At 35.7% G+C, this 14205-nt stretch carries 15 protein-coding genes and 1 tRNA gene; 9 read left to right on the top strand and 7 right to left on the bottom strand.

What is annotated here, in order from left to right; genetic code table 11:
- The first annotated feature begins 70 nt into the window (after window positions 1-70).
- Window positions 71-141: transfer RNA gene (locus PRO_RS06910), tRNA-Gly, on the top strand.
- A 14-nt stretch (window positions 142-155) separates the two neighbouring features.
- On the opposite strand, the gene PRO_RS06905 is transcribed toward PRO_RS06910, so the two are convergent.
- Window positions 156-2252, bottom strand: coding sequence for a glycogen debranching protein (locus PRO_RS06905; RefSeq protein ID WP_052039698.1), 2097 nt, complete (start codon window positions 2250-2252; stop codon window positions 156-158).
- Window positions 2253-2309: 57 nt separating this feature from the next.
- On the opposite strand from PRO_RS06905, the gene PRO_RS06900 reads away from it, so the two are divergent.
- From PRO_RS06900 to PRO_RS06875, 6 genes are all read left to right on the top strand, one after another.
- Window positions 2310-2945 (top strand): MBL fold metallo-hydrolase, encoded by a 636-nt coding sequence (locus PRO_RS06900; RefSeq protein WP_011125553.1) that lies wholly within the window; start codon window positions 2310-2312, stop codon window positions 2943-2945.
- Between the two features lie 159 nt (window positions 2946-3104).
- Window positions 3105-3380, top strand: a complete 276-nt coding sequence (locus tag PRO_RS06895; RefSeq protein ID WP_011125552.1) for an HU family DNA-binding protein — start codon at window positions 3105-3107, stop codon at window positions 3378-3380.
- 90 nt (window positions 3381-3470) lie between these two features.
- The gene (gene gluQRS, locus PRO_RS06890; RefSeq protein WP_011125551.1) at window positions 3471-4421 is read left to right on the top strand and encodes a tRNA glutamyl-Q(34) synthetase GluQRS; all 951 of its coding nucleotides are present in this window, start codon (window positions 3471-3473) and stop codon (window positions 4419-4421) included.
- Window positions 4421-4780 (top strand): hypothetical protein, encoded by a 360-nt coding sequence (locus tag PRO_RS06885; protein ID WP_036891915.1) that lies wholly within the window; start codon window positions 4421-4423, stop codon window positions 4778-4780. Before gluQRS ends, PRO_RS06885 begins: the two co-directional genes overlap by 1 nt.
- Window positions 4781-4904: 124 nt before the next feature.
- Window positions 4905-5201 (top strand): hypothetical protein, encoded by a 297-nt coding sequence (locus PRO_RS06880; RefSeq protein ID WP_011125549.1) that lies wholly within the window; start codon window positions 4905-4907, stop codon window positions 5199-5201.
- A gap of 599 nt (window positions 5202-5800) precedes the next feature.
- On the top strand, window positions 5801-6046 hold the full coding sequence (locus PRO_RS06875; protein WP_011125548.1) for a hypothetical protein: 246 nt from the start codon (window positions 5801-5803) through the stop codon (window positions 6044-6046).
- Between the two features lie 287 nt (window positions 6047-6333).
- On the opposite strand, the gene PRO_RS06870 is transcribed toward PRO_RS06875, so the two are convergent.
- Window positions 6334-6600: a high light inducible protein gene (locus PRO_RS06870; protein WP_011125546.1), complete on the bottom strand. Its 267-nt coding sequence runs from the start codon at window positions 6598-6600 to the stop codon at window positions 6334-6336.
- Window positions 6601-7560: 960 nt separating this feature from the next.
- Between PRO_RS06870 and PRO_RS06865 the strand changes: the two genes are divergently transcribed.
- Both PRO_RS06865 and PRO_RS06860 read left to right on the top strand, forming a co-directional pair.
- The gene (locus PRO_RS06865; RefSeq protein WP_011125543.1) at window positions 7561-8772 is read left to right on the top strand and encodes a glycosyltransferase; all 1212 of its coding nucleotides are present in this window, start codon (window positions 7561-7563) and stop codon (window positions 8770-8772) included.
- A 50-nt stretch (window positions 8773-8822) separates the two neighbouring features.
- Window positions 8823-9560 carry a sugar transferase gene (locus PRO_RS06860; RefSeq protein ID WP_011125542.1) on the top strand — a complete coding sequence of 246 codons (738 nt, stop codon included), beginning with the start codon at window positions 8823-8825 and terminating at the stop codon, window positions 9558-9560.
- 7 nt (window positions 9561-9567) lie between these two features.
- On the opposite strand, the gene cbiB is transcribed toward PRO_RS06860, so the two are convergent.
- The 5 genes from cbiB to PRO_RS06835 all read right to left on the bottom strand — a co-directional run bounded on the left by cbiB (window position 9568) and on the right by PRO_RS06835 (window position 14196).
- Window positions 9568-10572: an adenosylcobinamide-phosphate synthase CbiB gene (gene cbiB, locus PRO_RS06855; protein WP_268741282.1), complete on the bottom strand. Its 1005-nt coding sequence runs from the start codon at window positions 10570-10572 to the stop codon at window positions 9568-9570.
- Window positions 10573-10580: 8 nt separating this feature from the next.
- Window positions 10581-11576, bottom strand: coding sequence for a ketol-acid reductoisomerase (gene ilvC, locus PRO_RS06850; RefSeq protein ID WP_011125540.1), 996 nt, complete (start codon window positions 11574-11576; stop codon window positions 10581-10583).
- Between the two features lie 161 nt (window positions 11577-11737).
- Window positions 11738-12340: an ATP-dependent Clp protease proteolytic subunit gene (locus PRO_RS06845; protein WP_011125539.1), complete on the bottom strand. Its 603-nt coding sequence runs from the start codon at window positions 12338-12340 to the stop codon at window positions 11738-11740.
- Window positions 12341-12382: 42 nt separating this feature from the next.
- Window positions 12383-13048, bottom strand: coding sequence for an ATP-dependent Clp protease proteolytic subunit (locus tag PRO_RS06840; protein ID WP_011125538.1), 666 nt, complete (start codon window positions 13046-13048; stop codon window positions 12383-12385).
- A 38-nt stretch (window positions 13049-13086) separates the two neighbouring features.
- Window positions 13087-14196: a PIN/TRAM domain-containing protein gene (locus PRO_RS06835; protein WP_011125537.1), complete on the bottom strand. Its 1110-nt coding sequence runs from the start codon at window positions 14194-14196 to the stop codon at window positions 13087-13089.
- Window positions 14197-14205: the final 9 nt, after the last annotated feature.

Here is a 14205-nt window from a genome sequence, read left to right as displayed (position 1 = left end):
TAATAATGGATAAGTACTAAAACAAATTCAGAACCTATTGAATTAGGACTGATTGCAGTTTGCTTTTAGTGCGGGCGTAGTTTAGTGGTAAAACCTCAGCCTTCCAAGCTGATGATGCGGGTTCGATTCCCGCCGCCCGCTTGTTTAAATTATTTCTAGACACTTAAGGATTTGCGGTATTCATTTGATGCTAGTAAAACAAGACTTCTGCTTTCTAGGTGTATTTCATTTTGATTTGATATTTCTTTAGAATTGAGCCCATCATTCATATTTGAAGTGGTATCAATTAATTTCATCCATGCTGAGATTGGATGTGGTAATTGAAATTTCATTGATTGATCATATGCGTTTAACCCTAGCCACATTAAAGAACCTTGATCTCCTTTATTAATGCTATAGCTAATTGTGTGGGACCAACTGCCCCAATCAGGAGTATTAGTTTTAACTCCATGCCATTGAACCCAGTGGTTTTTATTATTTTGAGAAATAGAAGGGTGTGAAATTGGTGTAGTTTCTGGGCTGAAAAATTCTGAAAGATTTTTCCTAATGGATATGAGGTTTTTGACAAAATCTTTTAATTCATTATCGCAGCTACCTGTATTCCATATCATCCATCCAATAGAAGTATTTTGACACCAAGCATTATTATTTCCACCTTGACTTCTTCCCACTTCATCTCCCATAAGAAGCATTGGTACACCTGGAGATAACAACAAACTAGATAAAAGATTGCGTTGTTGTCTCTGTCTAATCATGTTTAATTTCTGATTTGTGGTAGGTCCTTCTACTCCATGGTTCCAGCTGTTGTTATGATTTTCGCCATCTCGGTTACTTTCACCATTAGAAAGATTGTGTTTTTTATCGAAACTAACTAGGTCAATTAGCGTAAATCCATCATGTGAAGTTATAAAATTAATAGATTTTTCTACAGAGTTTTTGTTGTTTTTGTAGATTGAGGGACTACCTAGAAGTCTATCTTTTAAGGCCCAAGTACTATCTTTATCACCTTTCCAAAATCTTCTAAGGTCATCTCTAAAATGTCCGTTCCAAGTGCTAACTCTTTTAGCTGGAAAGTCAGAAAGGCGATATAAACCACCACAATCCCATGGCTCACTTATTAATTTTAACTCGCTAAACAATGGATCAGATTCAATCTCTTCAAATATTGGAGGCGAGTCAAGTGGAGCTAAATCTTTGCCTCTACTTAATGCAACCCCCAAATCAAACCGAAAACCATCCACGCCAAGTTCTTGGCTCCAGCACTTGATTGATTCGAGTATTAATTGCCTAACAATCGGTTGATTTGCTGCAATGGTATTTCCACAACCAGTTACATCTAAGAATTCATCTTGTTCATTTTTGTGATAATAAATTGATTCCCCAAATCCTTTCCAACTAATAACAGGACCATTTTCATTCCCTTCTGTTGTGTGGTTATAAACAACATCTAATATGATCTCTATTCCATTGTCATGGCAGGTAGCCACTAGCTTTCTAAATTGATCTCGAGGACTTAGATTATCTACTTTTGAAATAAAACTTTGATGGGGTGTAAACCAGTTAACTGGGCTGTAACCCCAAAAATTTTCTACTCCATAAGGTGCATCTGAAGGGTCAAATGCAAATACAGGAAGCAGCTCAATAGTTGTAATTCCTAAATCTTTTAAATAAGGAATTTTTTCGATTAGACCTAGGAAAGTACCTTTGTTGCCACTCTTTAAACCAGATGAAACACTTCTTGTAAAACCGCCTACATGCAACTCATAAATAATTGTTTTATGCCAAGGGTGTCTTGGCCTAGGGTGAGCATTGAAATTGAACTCGTCTCTTTCAGAAACAATTCCTTTTAGACAATTGCTCAGATTAGGTATTTCTTCTTTAGATGAAATTCTTTGAAATTCATCCCATCCTGATATTTCTCTGGCACAAGGGTCTAATAATATTTTTCCACAGTGTTTGTTGGCATCTCCTAAATCACCCTTCCCATAAACTCTGTATGCATAATTACAGCCGATTGTTATGCCTTCAACTTCAATATGCCAATAATCGCCAGACTTATTCTCTGAATTAAGCTTGACTATTTCTTTAGGCGTTGAATCATTTGCATTATTAAATAATAAAAGCTCTACGTAACTTGCATTTGGAGCGGCAACTGAAAAATTAACCCCTCTTTTAGTTATTGAGCTTCCTAGAGGCCAAGCAGTGCCAAGGTTGATTTTGCCCACTGAATTTTTCCCTTCGACAGTAAGCATTAAATACAAGCTAATGCCATAGTTATTTTTAGCAACTTCAATTTTGGTTTCTCTTCAGTGGATTTGAGTAACTCTGTTCAACAAATTAGAGATTGGTTATGGATGTTCCCCTCCAAGAATTCTTCTCAAGGCATGGCTGCTTGGTGGTTGAATTGCGAGCCTGAGCCTGTTTTGATTGATTGCCCTGAGCTCACTCCCCAAGTAATAAATGATTTGGAGCAGCTTTCAAAAGCCTCTAATCCTAAAATTCTTCTTACTAGTCGTGATGGTCATAACAAAATATCAGATTTAAACAAAAAATTTGGTTGGCCAGTGCTTATTCAAGAACAAGAGGCTTATTTACTCCCAGGAATAAAAAATCTTGAAAGTTTTAGAGAGGAGGCTATTACTGCTGCAGGCTTAAAATTACTTTGGACTCCTGGAACAACACCTGGGAGCTGTGTTGTGTATGCTCCTTCGCCTTGGAATGTGCTGTTCTGCGGACGTTTGTTAATTCCATTTGCAAATGCTCAAGTTGGCGCAGTTCGTACTCGAAACACTTTTCATTGGACAAATCAGCAAAACAGCTTGGTTAAATTAATTCAATGGCTTCCTTCAGAACATAGACCATCACTAGCTTCAGGAGTAGTTTCGCATTCTTCTGATAGTCAAAAGCTTTTCCCTTGGACTGCTTGGAAACCCAATGGACAATAGTTAATTCTCCGTAAAGTTTTGGTATAAAGCTTTGCACCAACTTACTTTTCTATTGCCTCAATAGCTTTAGCTCCATACGATAAGCGGGATCGAGTGTTTGATGATTAACTCTTCACGAGCTTTTTCGCCTTTCACTCTCTGCTACAACACACTTTTCCAATGAACAAAGCAGATCTAGTTAATTTGGTTGCAGCTCGAACAGAGCTAACTAAGACAGACGTGGCACTTGTTGTCGATGCTGCCATAGAAACAATTGTTGACTCAGTAGTTGAAGGCAAAAAAGTCTCCATTCTTGGGTTTGGCTCATTTGAACCTCGTGATCGCTCAGCCCGTCAGGGTTTAAATCCAAAAACTGGTGAAAAAATCAAGATCCCAGCAAAGCGAGTCCCTGCATTTACTGCGGGTAAACTCTTTAAGGATCGTGTTCAGGGTTGATTTAGCTGTTTTTAAATAACAGTTAGATTATTTTGAACGAATCCAACCTTGATTTTAGGAGCCAATAAATTGTTGGCTCCTAATCTTTTTATGGATGACATAGATGTTTCCCCTGAAAGCCTGAATAAGATGCTTGAGCATGGGGATTATTTGCGACAGCAAGGATATAGAGGTCGCTTTGCTCCAACCCCATCAGGAGATCTTCATTTAGGAAATTTGCGCACTGCATTGATCGCGTGGCTAAGAGCAAGACTTTTTTCTGGAAAATTTCTCTTGAGAATTGATGATCTGGATAAACCCAGAAATCGATTAGGTTCATCTGAGAAAATTAAAGATGATCTTAGTTGGTTAGGTATTACTTGGGATAAACCAACAATATTTCAAAGCGAGAGGATAAATATTTATAGCAGTGTACTTTCTATTTTAAGAAGTGAAGAGAAATTATTTCCATGTACCTGTTCTCGTAGAATGCTTTCAAAAGCAAATGATTTACAAAATGGACCTTTTTTATATTCTGGTAAATGCAGAGAGAAAAAAAAATTTACAGAATACAGAAACAATAGAAAACCTAGTTGGAGACTTAAAGTTGCAAAAGAATTTTCATTCCTTTGTGGGGATATAATAGTAAGAAGAGCTGATGGATTAATCGCTTATCATTTAGCAACAGTTGTTGATGAATTAACACTAGGAATAAATGAAGTTGTTAGAGGTCAAGATTTAGCTGAACAAGTATTTGCACAACTTGCAATAATTAAAGCTTTGCGCCAAGGACCAATTTCTTATAAGCATGCTCCGCTTTTATTAGATTTTGAAGGAAGAAAATTATCCAAGACAAATAAAGACCATTCACTTGTTTTTTACAGAGATAAAGGTTTTTCAGCTTCTAAAATAATAGGGTTACTTGCATCTAGTCTGAACCTAGTACCTAAAGGATCTGATTTGTCTGCTCTTGAGTTGCTAAGTGAATTGAAAAATGATAATAATAATCTAAAAAGTATATTTAATAGAAAAGTTCAAGATAAACTTACTTTATTATTTTGATGAAATACTCAAATACAAGTCTGAATAAGTACTTAGGAATTAATTTTTTATTAATAAGTACATTTATTATAATAATCTCCTCCCTATTATTTGACGAGATACAAGCTGGAACTATACAAGCAATTCAATCTTTGTCATATCAATGTTTTCACTCAGATAGTAAAGATAGATGTAAAATTGCTTTAGACGAAGTAGAAGAACTTAAGTTGCTTGCGCGATCTAAAGAATATTATGCTTGCGAGACAAGATTACTTGGATTGGAATCTAGGTTAATCATGGCAATGTTTAAAATGAAAAAAGGCCGAATTTATAAAGAAAACCTAAAAGATTTAAAAATAGCATGCAGCTCTTTAAATTGAAAGTAAATGGAGTAAATACAAAACAATAAGGGTTTGAATTATTTAATTTAACTTTAATGTATTAATTTAACTTGGCTTTACTGGTAATTCTTATAATAGAATAATACAAAGCTATGTTGATTAAATGGGAAATAAAAAACCATCTTCAGAAGAATCAAGACAACCAAAAGATCCAGAGCTTGTCTTGAACAATTCCAAATCGAAGAAAGTTAAATCAAATTCAAAATCTCAACCCAACCCACCCTCTGAAGAGGTTCTTATTAAAGTAGGGGGGTTTGAGTATAAAACCCCAGGTAAAAGGCAACGCATTATTATAGGTTCAATTGTTTTAGGGTTGAATCTACTGCTTGTTTTGGCAGTAGCAGCGTATTTTTATATTCCAGCCTTCCAGCAATTTGTTTATAACGTTGGACGAAGTTAAGGATTTTATTTAAGAAAGATAATTCTTTTGCGTAACGTTAGTTCTTAATTTAATATTGACGATCTTTACAAACTTTTGAATATTGATTAGTAATTCTAAGAATGATTGAGGGCTCTGATTACTTAAATGGGCTCGTAGAATGCCTTTAACATTAATAGAAAAATAAAAGCCCTGCTAATAGCAGGGCTTTTATTTGAGATTGGCTTAGGAAGTCTTTCCTAGTTTCGACTCCTTCGCTAAATCTCAACTCCTCACAATATAATTATTACTAAAGTTTATTTTTACGGGCAGGATCAAGGTAGCTATCTCAACTGTCACAGTGACAGTTGAGATAAGGCGTTAGCTCAAAGCTAGTTTTTACAGTCTTTTGGTTATCTGGAAATGGGCAAAAAGATTTTCTTGGGAGAGTTTAAGTAGATAATGCGAGCAATTAGGCTATTGTTGCTTTTTACGATCGGAGAGAACTTTATATATATAGTTAAAACATTAAAGTTACATAGCACTTAAAACACTTGGATGATTGGACAAGTAAATCACAGCCTTCCCCACCATAAGTTTAAATAAGTACTAGTATTTAAGCTTATGGGATAGCTTTTGTTATGAAGATAGTTATTGGCATTGTTGTTTCATTATTGATTTTGTTCACGTTCCTTTTAGTCAGCTTATCTTTGAAAAGCAAATACAGATCAGCTTTTGAGGCAGATCAAGCATGTCATTTTGAGTTGAGTGCGCTTAATTCCTCTGAAGCAGGGTGTGATCATGATACGGAAACTAGGCAATGGATCCTTTTTGACTCTGCTAAATCAAATCAACCAGCAGATGTAATGAAAAGGTATAGATATTAAAAATATTAGTGAGGAAAAACTTACTTGAAAGTTCTTTTAAATAAGATTATTGCAGCAACTGAAGTTAATATGCCTGAAATTATGAAAGTGGAGTACTGGCCTAGTGATCCAGCTAAATACACATTATTTTGTAATAGAGGGTAATCAATTAGAGATCCTATTGTGCCCCAAATAATTACAGCAAAAGAAACATATAAAATGCTTAACCAGTCTTTTTTGCTCATTTTTCTCAGATAATAATAATTAATGATATAGCACTTCGCTTCAGAAGAAGCATGGAGTTATCATTAGTTTATGCCGAAAATTGAAAGAGTAACTGGCTTTCCATTGAAAATCAATTCAGTTAATATCAGCATTATAAACCCAATCATTGCAGCTCTAGAGTTTACAAGTTCTGCATTTTCATTAAACCCAAAAACTTGAGTAACCTCATTGTCGTTATTATCTACCCATTTAGCGTCTGAAGTGCCTGTAATTTCTTTGCGAGAACCTATAAGATTCTCATCGAAGCGATCTTCTTCATTCTTTTGATTTAGATTATCTTCCATGCGCATTAAAATTCAATAATCTGTCTAAATTTTATTTGTTTTTTTGTTTTTCAGTAGTTTTTTTCTTCTTTTCTTGATTTTTCTTTTATTCAAAGAAAGGTGATGGAACCTTTCAACTACATATAATCTGAAACTTGCTATAGAAATTAAGAGAACGATAAGGATTAGAAATATGTAGTATATATGCATTGCGCTATAGAGTTTTTCTCATTTTATTACTCTATTAGTTCTAAGTCCAACCTTTAACTTAGCTAACTTAAGCTTGATTTGTTTCTAAAATATTATTCAAGAAGATAATGAACCTTCTATTTTAATGAAATTATCCCAGAATGGTTGTAATTACTATTGCCTAATCAAATTTTAAACTTTAATTGTTAAATCAAGCTATTTTATAAGAGCGAATTGTTTTATTTTATTTTTAATCCCTATTAGATAACTCATAGACGAGTTAATGTCATGGGTGAAAAGAAATTGATGCTAATGCCAAATCTCATTGACTCTGCTATTCTAATACCACTAATTCCACTCCTGGCTTCCTTTTTTATTGGGCTTTTACTTGTTAGCTTTAACAGAACAATCAATAGGCTTACAAAACCTGTCTCCTTCATATTAATAAATAGTATTTTATTCTCTACAGTATATGTCTCGATTTTGTTTTATAAACATATTTCTTCTGAGTTGCAAATTAAGCCTTTGAGATTACTTAATTATGATTATAGTATAACTTTAAATCTAAATAATACCTCAGAGATTTCTATGTTAATCATTGGAATCATAGCTCTACTTGTTATGGTGGCTTCCTACCTTAGGTTGCCCAGAGCTAAAGGCTATGTTAGATATCTTATATCCTTATCATCTTTTTTTGGACTGTTATTCTTTTTCGCTCTAAGAAATAGCTTTATTAATATTGTGCCTTTTGCCTGAGGAAAATCCCCATTACATTTTTTTTGTTATTTCTCTACTTTTATGCATGATTTCCCTAAAGATATAGCTCTTGTTCATGAGTGGTTTTCTCCTCGTTCTTCTGGCGGTTCTGAGCAAGTGGTCCGTGCAGTAGATGAAATAATCTCGTCTTTAGGAAGTTCTGCAAGCCTATGTGCTCTTATTGATGCTGAAAGTATTAGATCTGAGAGTTGGTTGTCTGGACGTTCTGTAAATACTAGCTGTATCCAAGGCTTGCCGTTTGGTATTAGTCATGTTCAGAGTTATTTACCCCTTCTACCTTATGCAATTGAACAAATAGATCTAAAAGAATATCCATTAGTTATTAGTAGTAGTCATCTTGTCGCTAAGGGTGTTCTTACTTCTCCGGATCAGTTGCATCTCAGCTACATCCATACTCCTGTTAGATATGCATGGGATCAAATGGAGGTCTATTTGCAAAGATCTTTTTTGCGAAGAATTGGCTGTGGACCAGTTATTCGTTGGCAATTACATAAATTAAGACAATGGGATCAATTAAGTAGTGCAAGAGTGGATTGCTTGTTGGCTAACTCTCGTTTTACTGCTAGAAGAATTTTGAAGTATTGGGGCCGTGAATCTATAGTTGTTCATCCACCTGTAGATGTAGATCGATTTACTTTTACTCAAGATAGAGATGATTATTATCTTTGCCTTTGCCGTTTAGTTCCCAATAAGAAAGTTGATTTGGTGGTTCGTGCATTTAACTCTTTAGGACTTCCTTTGCTGATAGTTGGTGATGGCCCTGAAAGATCTTTCTTAAAACGTATAGCAGGTCCAAATGTTAAAATTATGGGTTATCAAAATAAACAAATTGTTGAAGACTTGATGCAAAAATGTCGTGCTTATGTATATGCAGGGGTTGAGGACTTTGGTATAGCTCCAGTGGAAGCAATGGCGTCAGGTGCGCCAGTAATTGCTTTAGGCAAAGGAGGCTTGTTGGATACAGTTAGATGTGCTTCCAGAGGAATTCAATCTTCAACAGGTATACTTTTCCAGCATCAAAAAGTGCAATCTTTAATAGAAGCTATTAATTGGTTTGAAGAAAAGAAATTATGGGAACAAATGAGTTCTGAAGCAATTAACGAATGGGCGCAAAAATTTAGCCATGATGAATTCTCAAAGAAATTTGAGGTTGTCCTAAATAAAGCTTGGCATGCTCATTTAAACAAATGCACTATTTCATCAAGTGATCCTTTTGAATTCAAAAAATCATGATTTTTGATGAGGATTCATTTTCAATGAGTTTTCATGAGTAAAATTCTTTTATGAAAAGAACTCCGCTGGACAAAAATAACAACTCAGATTTCTTTGAGCACTCTTTTCTTAAGTCCTCACTTTCTCCAGATGATCTTTCTACACAAGAATTGCTGGAAAGACAGTGTCGCTATGACAGAACTATAAAGAGGACTGGTGATATAGTTTTTTCTTTACTAGTAATTTTAGTTGGAGCACCTTTTTTTATTTTAATAGGTTTATTAGTTAAATTAAGTTCGCCAGGACCTGTTTTTTATCTTCAAGAAAGGTTGGGCCGTAATTATATGTTTTTTGGTTGTATTAAGTTTCGCACAATGCATCCAGAAGCAGATAGTTTGTTGGAAAATCTTTTAGCAAGAGAACCTTCTCTTAAAGCTGAGTTTGAGAAGGATTTTAAGCTTCGCGATGATCCTAGGATTACTCCAATAGGTCGCTTCTTAAGAGTTTCAAGTTTAGATGAGCTCCCACAATTTTTCAATGTCCTTCAAGGACATATGAGCATTGTAGGACCTAGACCAATAGTGCTGCAAGAAGTACAACGTTATGGTCCATATATGAAAGAAGTTGCCTCTGTAAGACCTGGAATAACAGGTCTATGGCAAGTTAGTGGACGTAATAATTTAACGTATAGAAGAAGAGTTATGCTTGACCTCTTTTACGTGAGGAAAAGAAGTTTTATTATGGATCTGAGAATATTTTTAAGAACTTTTGGAGTACTTCTTTTCCCACGAGATAGAGGAGCTTATTGATTTATATTTAGCTAAGTAATAGATGTAATGAGATTAATATAATTATCCAAAGTATTTCAAGTCTAAGGGAGAGATTTAAGATCTTCTTGATGTTTTGAATGTTTGCAATTGGCGCATTTTTGGCCAAGATTGGTTTTTCGATAGAATGTTTGTTATATGTATTTATTCCTCCCATCTGTACTTGTGCACAGTGTGCAAAAATAGCTTCTGAAATACCAGAATTGGGAGAGATGTCCTTTGAGCCTTCGCTCCATGCCTTTCTTATTATATAGAATAATTTCATCCAATTATTACTAATTAGAGGTAGAGAAATAAGAACTAACCTGCAGGGTAAAAATGTAAGAATATCGTCTAGGCGGGCACCTGACTCGCCTATCCATCTAAGATTTCCTACTTTATAACCAAGCATAGAATCAATAGTGCTTGTGGCTTTGAAAAACCAAGCAAAAGCTAATGGACCTGGAAATGTTGTTGAGATATTCCATGAAATAATTCCTATAAGCATCCAAAATAATGGTGCGAATATTCCGTCAACTGCATTTTCACTAGCTGACTCCGCTGTTGCACGAAGTATTTCATTCCTGTCTAGTTTATCAACATCTCTCCCTACAATATGACTTAGTTTTTCTTGAGCTAATTCAAGATTATCTTTAAATAAATCATTGTTCAGTGAATTAATTATCTCTAGAACACTTCTCTTTAAGCTTTTGGCTGCTAAAGAACTTGCTAATGCAAAAATAACAATTAAATATGATAAAGCTTGTGGGATTGGGAAAAAACTTGTGAAAAGCAATTGCTCAATAATCCAACCACATAGTGCGCTTAGACTAATAACAGAAAATGTTATTAGAGTTCCTCCAAATCTAAAAAATAAACGGCCTTTATGTACAGATGATTCAACCTTCTCTCTTAGAAATTTGATCAAGCACCCCATTATTTCTACTGGATGGGGTATGAACTTAGGGTCCCCAATCAATAGATCTATTAAAACTGCTCCAATGATTAGTGAGATTGAAATGATCAGTCTGTTTTAAGCCAGCTAAACATTGCTCTAAGTCCTTTCCCGACTTTCTCTATAGGCAGTAAGGAATCTTCTTCTCTAATTCTTTTCATTTCTGGCTTCCCTGCTTCACATTCAGCTACGAAATTTTTAGCAAAGGTCCCATCTTGTATATCAGCTAGTATCTTTTTCATTTCTTTTTTTGTGTCAGCGTTAATGAGCCTTGGTCCACTCACATAGTCACCATATTCAGCAGTATTGGAGATTGAATCTCGCATTGCCGTGAGTCCACCTTTTACCATTAAATCTACAATTAACTTGACTTCATGTAGGCATTCAAAATAAGCAAGTTCTGGTTGATATCCTGCTTCTACTAGTGTTTCAAACCCAGCCTTTACAAGTGCAGAAAGGCCTCCACAAAGAACAGCTTGTTCTCCAAACAAGTCAGTCTCTGTTTCTTCTTTGAAATTGGTTTCTAGGATTCCTGCTCTTGTACCTCCAATCCCTTTTGCATATGCCATTGCAAGACTTCTAGCCTGGCCAGAAGCATCTTGTTCAATTGCAAAAAGAGCTGGTACCCCTTGGCCATTTTGAAATTCCCAACGAACGGTATGTCCAGGCCCTTTTGGGGCAATCATTACTACATCAACAAATGATGGTGGCTCAATTAATCCAAAACGAATATTGAAACCATGAGCAAAGCTGAGGATTTTTCCTGGTTTAAGATGTGGAGCTACTTCTTTGGCATATATATCTCTTTGAAATTCATCAGGGACTAGGATCATTATCCAATCTGCTTTTGCAGAGGCATCTGCAACACTCATTACTTCTAGGCCATCGGAAGAAGCTTTACTTGCTGACCTGCTGCCTTCATATAGTCCGACAACAACATCAATTCCACTATCTTTGAGATTTAGTGCATGTGCATGCCCTTGCGAGCCATACCCAATAATTGCCACTGTCTTTTGGCTAAGAAGTTGGAGGTCTGCATCTGAGTCGTAAAAAAGTTTAGCCATTCTGATGTTTTTAAGGCCTTTATTAGGGCCGAGCTTGCGAAAAATAAATTATAAATAAGAAAGCTATGGGATAAAGACTTTTTTAAAATTAGGTAGGGTTTGTGTTGAACCGAATGAAAACAAATTAAGTAACTTGGGTGAAAAATTTAATTTTTTAAAAATCAAGCCTCATTTGGATGGGAAATGACTTTGTCAATAAGACCATAGTCTTTAGCTTCTTTTGCACTAAGAAAATAATCTCTGTCAGTATCTTTTTCAATTTTTTCAAAAGGCTGTCCTGTCATCTCAGCCATTGAACGATTGAGCATGTCCTTAATTCGTAGAATCTCTTTTGCTTCGATTTCAATATCACTTGCTTGTCTTTGGGATGTTCCTCCCAGAGGTTGATGAATCATGATACGGCTATGTGGCAAGGCTAGACGTTTGTTTTTGGTTCCTGCTGATAGAAGGAATGCCCCCATTGAGGCGGCAAGACCAACACAAATAGTTACAACATCACTTTTTACGTATTTCATAGTGTCATATATGGCAAGCCCTGCAGTAACTGACCCCCCTGGGCTATTGATATATAAATAGATAGGTTTTGTACTATCTTCAGAGTCCAAATAAAGCATTTGAGCGACCAAGCTATTTGCCACCCCATCAGTCACCTCTTGTCCAAGGAATAGAATCCTTTCTGCACCTAGTCTTGTGTATATATCTACCCAGCGTTCAAATTGACTTCCTGGGAGTCTGTAAGGAACGCTTGGTGTACCAATAGGCATGATGAAAAATTAGATAAGAGATTAATGTTTTAGTAATGAAAGTTAGTTAATATTTTTGGGCAAATCTTTCCTACTAGTTAAGACCCTATCTATTAGGCCATATTCAACTGCTTCATGTGGGTTCAAATAACTCATTCTGTCAGAATCCTTTGATAATTGGCTTACACTTTTACCAGTATTTTTTGAAAGTATTTCAAGCATTGCTTGTTTATTATGAATAACCTCCTTTGCGCGAATTTGTATATCAGTTGCTTGACCACTTGCACCACTTCTTGGCTGGTGAAGAACAATTGATGCGTGAGGTAAGGCTGCACGATGTCCTTTTGATCCACCAGAGAGAATGACTGCGGCTGTTCCCATAGCTTGGCCGATGCAGATTGTATGAATGGGTGGTTTTATGTAACTAATAGTGTCGCAAATAGCAAAGGCTTCTGTCTCAAATCCAATTGCATCTCCTGTGTGCCAACTTGTTCCTGTTGAATTGATATAGAAATAAATAGGCTTTTCAGGGTTATCAAATTCTAAAAATAATAATTGAGCAATAATTAGTTCAGTTACATCCATCCCAAGCTGTCTTTTCGCATCATCATCAGAAAACAAAGGAAGTCCTAGATAAACAATGCGTTCCTTTAGCAAAAGGGATGGCAAGTCTGGGGGGGGAGTTCGCATTACGGCTGAATCGCCGTAGTAAGGAGCAGATGCCGTCATATGGTTTAAATTTGTTCAGGTTTCGAGCCTAGCCACATCTAGCCAGAAGATGCTCGTGTTTTGTCAGATTTGTTGGTAGGAGGATTTTTCTCAAGTTTGCCGAATACCATTCTTCCTGTTGGAGTCTGGATTGCACCTGTGACAATTACATGCAATCGTTGCCCTAGCAAATCTTTTGCTCGCTCAACTACAACCATTGTTCCATCATCTAAATACCCAACACCTTGACTTTCTTCTTTACCTTCGCGAACTATTTTTAATAATAATCTTTCACCTGGTTGAACTTCTGGCCTAAGTGCTATTACTAGCTCACTGAGATTTAAAACATTTAGCTCTTTTACTTGAGCTACTTGTGAAAGATTATAGTCAGCAGTAATAAGAATTCCATCTGTATCTTGAGTTAGTTTTAAAAGCTTTTCATCGACACCAGTCCCTTCATACTTTGTGCTGTTTATTACAAGTCTTTTGCCAAAACTTTCTCTTAAATCTCTTAATATCTTTAGACCTCTTCTTCCTTTAGACCTTTTCTCATTATTACTAGAATCGGCTAATTTTTGCAGTTCTTCTATAACAGGTTGTGCAACTATGATTTTTCCTTCAATTAGCCCAAAGTCAATGAGAGACTTGATTCTCCCGTCTATAATTACACTAGTATCAATTATCTTGGCACTTGCTGGTGTAAGTATGCCTTCGGCTACCAATAGAGCTTCAGCACTATTTGGATTTAAAAGACGAAGGAATGTTCTGCCATGAATTTCCGCGAGATTATAACCAAGTAATCCAAAAAAAACATTGCTAAATACTGCTGCAATGGGCTTTGCAAGAAATATCTCTTTAGGTAAAGGTAGTAGAAGAATTGGAGCAAGAAGTAAATTAGCTATAATTAATCCAAGTATTAAACCTATAGCTCTACTTACTAAAAGATCTGTAGGGGTAGTTTTATTTTGCCGAGTGAACTGTTTCCTGAGTTGTTGAAAAATAATTCCTATTAGCAAGGCCAAAAGGCCACTGGCTGCAGATGAAACTTCTTTTGCTTCACTTAAAGTCGAGAACTTTTTTAAAATTAGTGGAGAAAACGCGTCAAAGCCAAGCCAACCACTAGCTACACCAGTAATAAAAAATAAAATCAGTACGAGTATCTCCACCATGGCATTAAG

This window comes from Prochlorococcus marinus subsp. marinus str. CCMP1375, assembly GCF_000007925.1.
Lineage (GTDB): Bacteria > Cyanobacteriota > Cyanobacteriia > PCC-6307 > Cyanobiaceae > Prochlorococcus_E > Prochlorococcus_E marinus.
The sequence above is the reverse complement of the archived record's forward strand: the minus strand, read 5'-3'. Positions and strand labels throughout refer to the sequence as shown.

Excerpts from the sequence above, each read along its gene's own strand:
- PRO_RS06880 (WP_011125549.1), top strand. The coding sequence starts at position 4,905 with ATGGGAAATAAAAAACCATCTTCAGAAGAATCAAGACAACCAAAAGAT.
- PRO_RS06905 (WP_052039698.1), bottom strand. The coding sequence starts at position 2,252 with ATGCTTACTGTCGAAGGGAAAAATTCAGTGGGCAAAATCAACCTTGGC.
- gluQRS (WP_011125551.1), top strand. The coding sequence starts at position 3,471 with ATGGATGACATAGATGTTTCCCCTGAAAGCCTGAATAAGATGCTTGAG.
- PRO_RS06840 (WP_011125538.1), bottom strand. The coding sequence starts at position 13,048 with ATGACGGCATCTGCTCCTTACTACGGCGATTCAGCCGTAATGCGAACT.
- ilvC (WP_011125540.1), bottom strand. The coding sequence starts at position 11,576 with ATGGCTAAACTTTTTTACGACTCAGATGCAGACCTCCAACTTCTTAGC.
- PRO_RS06885 (WP_036891915.1), top strand. The coding sequence starts at position 4,421 with ATGAAATACTCAAATACAAGTCTGAATAAGTACTTAGGAATTAATTTT.
- PRO_RS06845 (WP_011125539.1), bottom strand. The coding sequence starts at position 12,340 with ATGCCTATTGGTACACCAAGCGTTCCTTACAGACTCCCAGGAAGTCAA.
- PRO_RS06835 (WP_011125537.1), bottom strand. The coding sequence starts at position 14,196 with ATGGTGGAGATACTCGTACTGATTTTATTTTTTATTACTGGTGTAGCT.
- PRO_RS06895 (WP_011125552.1), top strand. The coding sequence starts at position 3,105 with ATGAACAAAGCAGATCTAGTTAATTTGGTTGCAGCTCGAACAGAGCTA.
- PRO_RS06860 (WP_011125542.1), top strand. The coding sequence starts at position 8,823 with ATGAAAAGAACTCCGCTGGACAAAAATAACAACTCAGATTTCTTTGAG.
- PRO_RS06870 (WP_011125546.1), bottom strand. The coding sequence starts at position 6,600 with ATGCGCATGGAAGATAATCTAAATCAAAAGAATGAAGAAGATCGCTTC.
- PRO_RS06875 (WP_011125548.1), top strand. The coding sequence starts at position 5,801 with ATGAAGATAGTTATTGGCATTGTTGTTTCATTATTGATTTTGTTCACG.
- PRO_RS06865 (WP_011125543.1), top strand. The coding sequence starts at position 7,561 with ATGCATGATTTCCCTAAAGATATAGCTCTTGTTCATGAGTGGTTTTCT.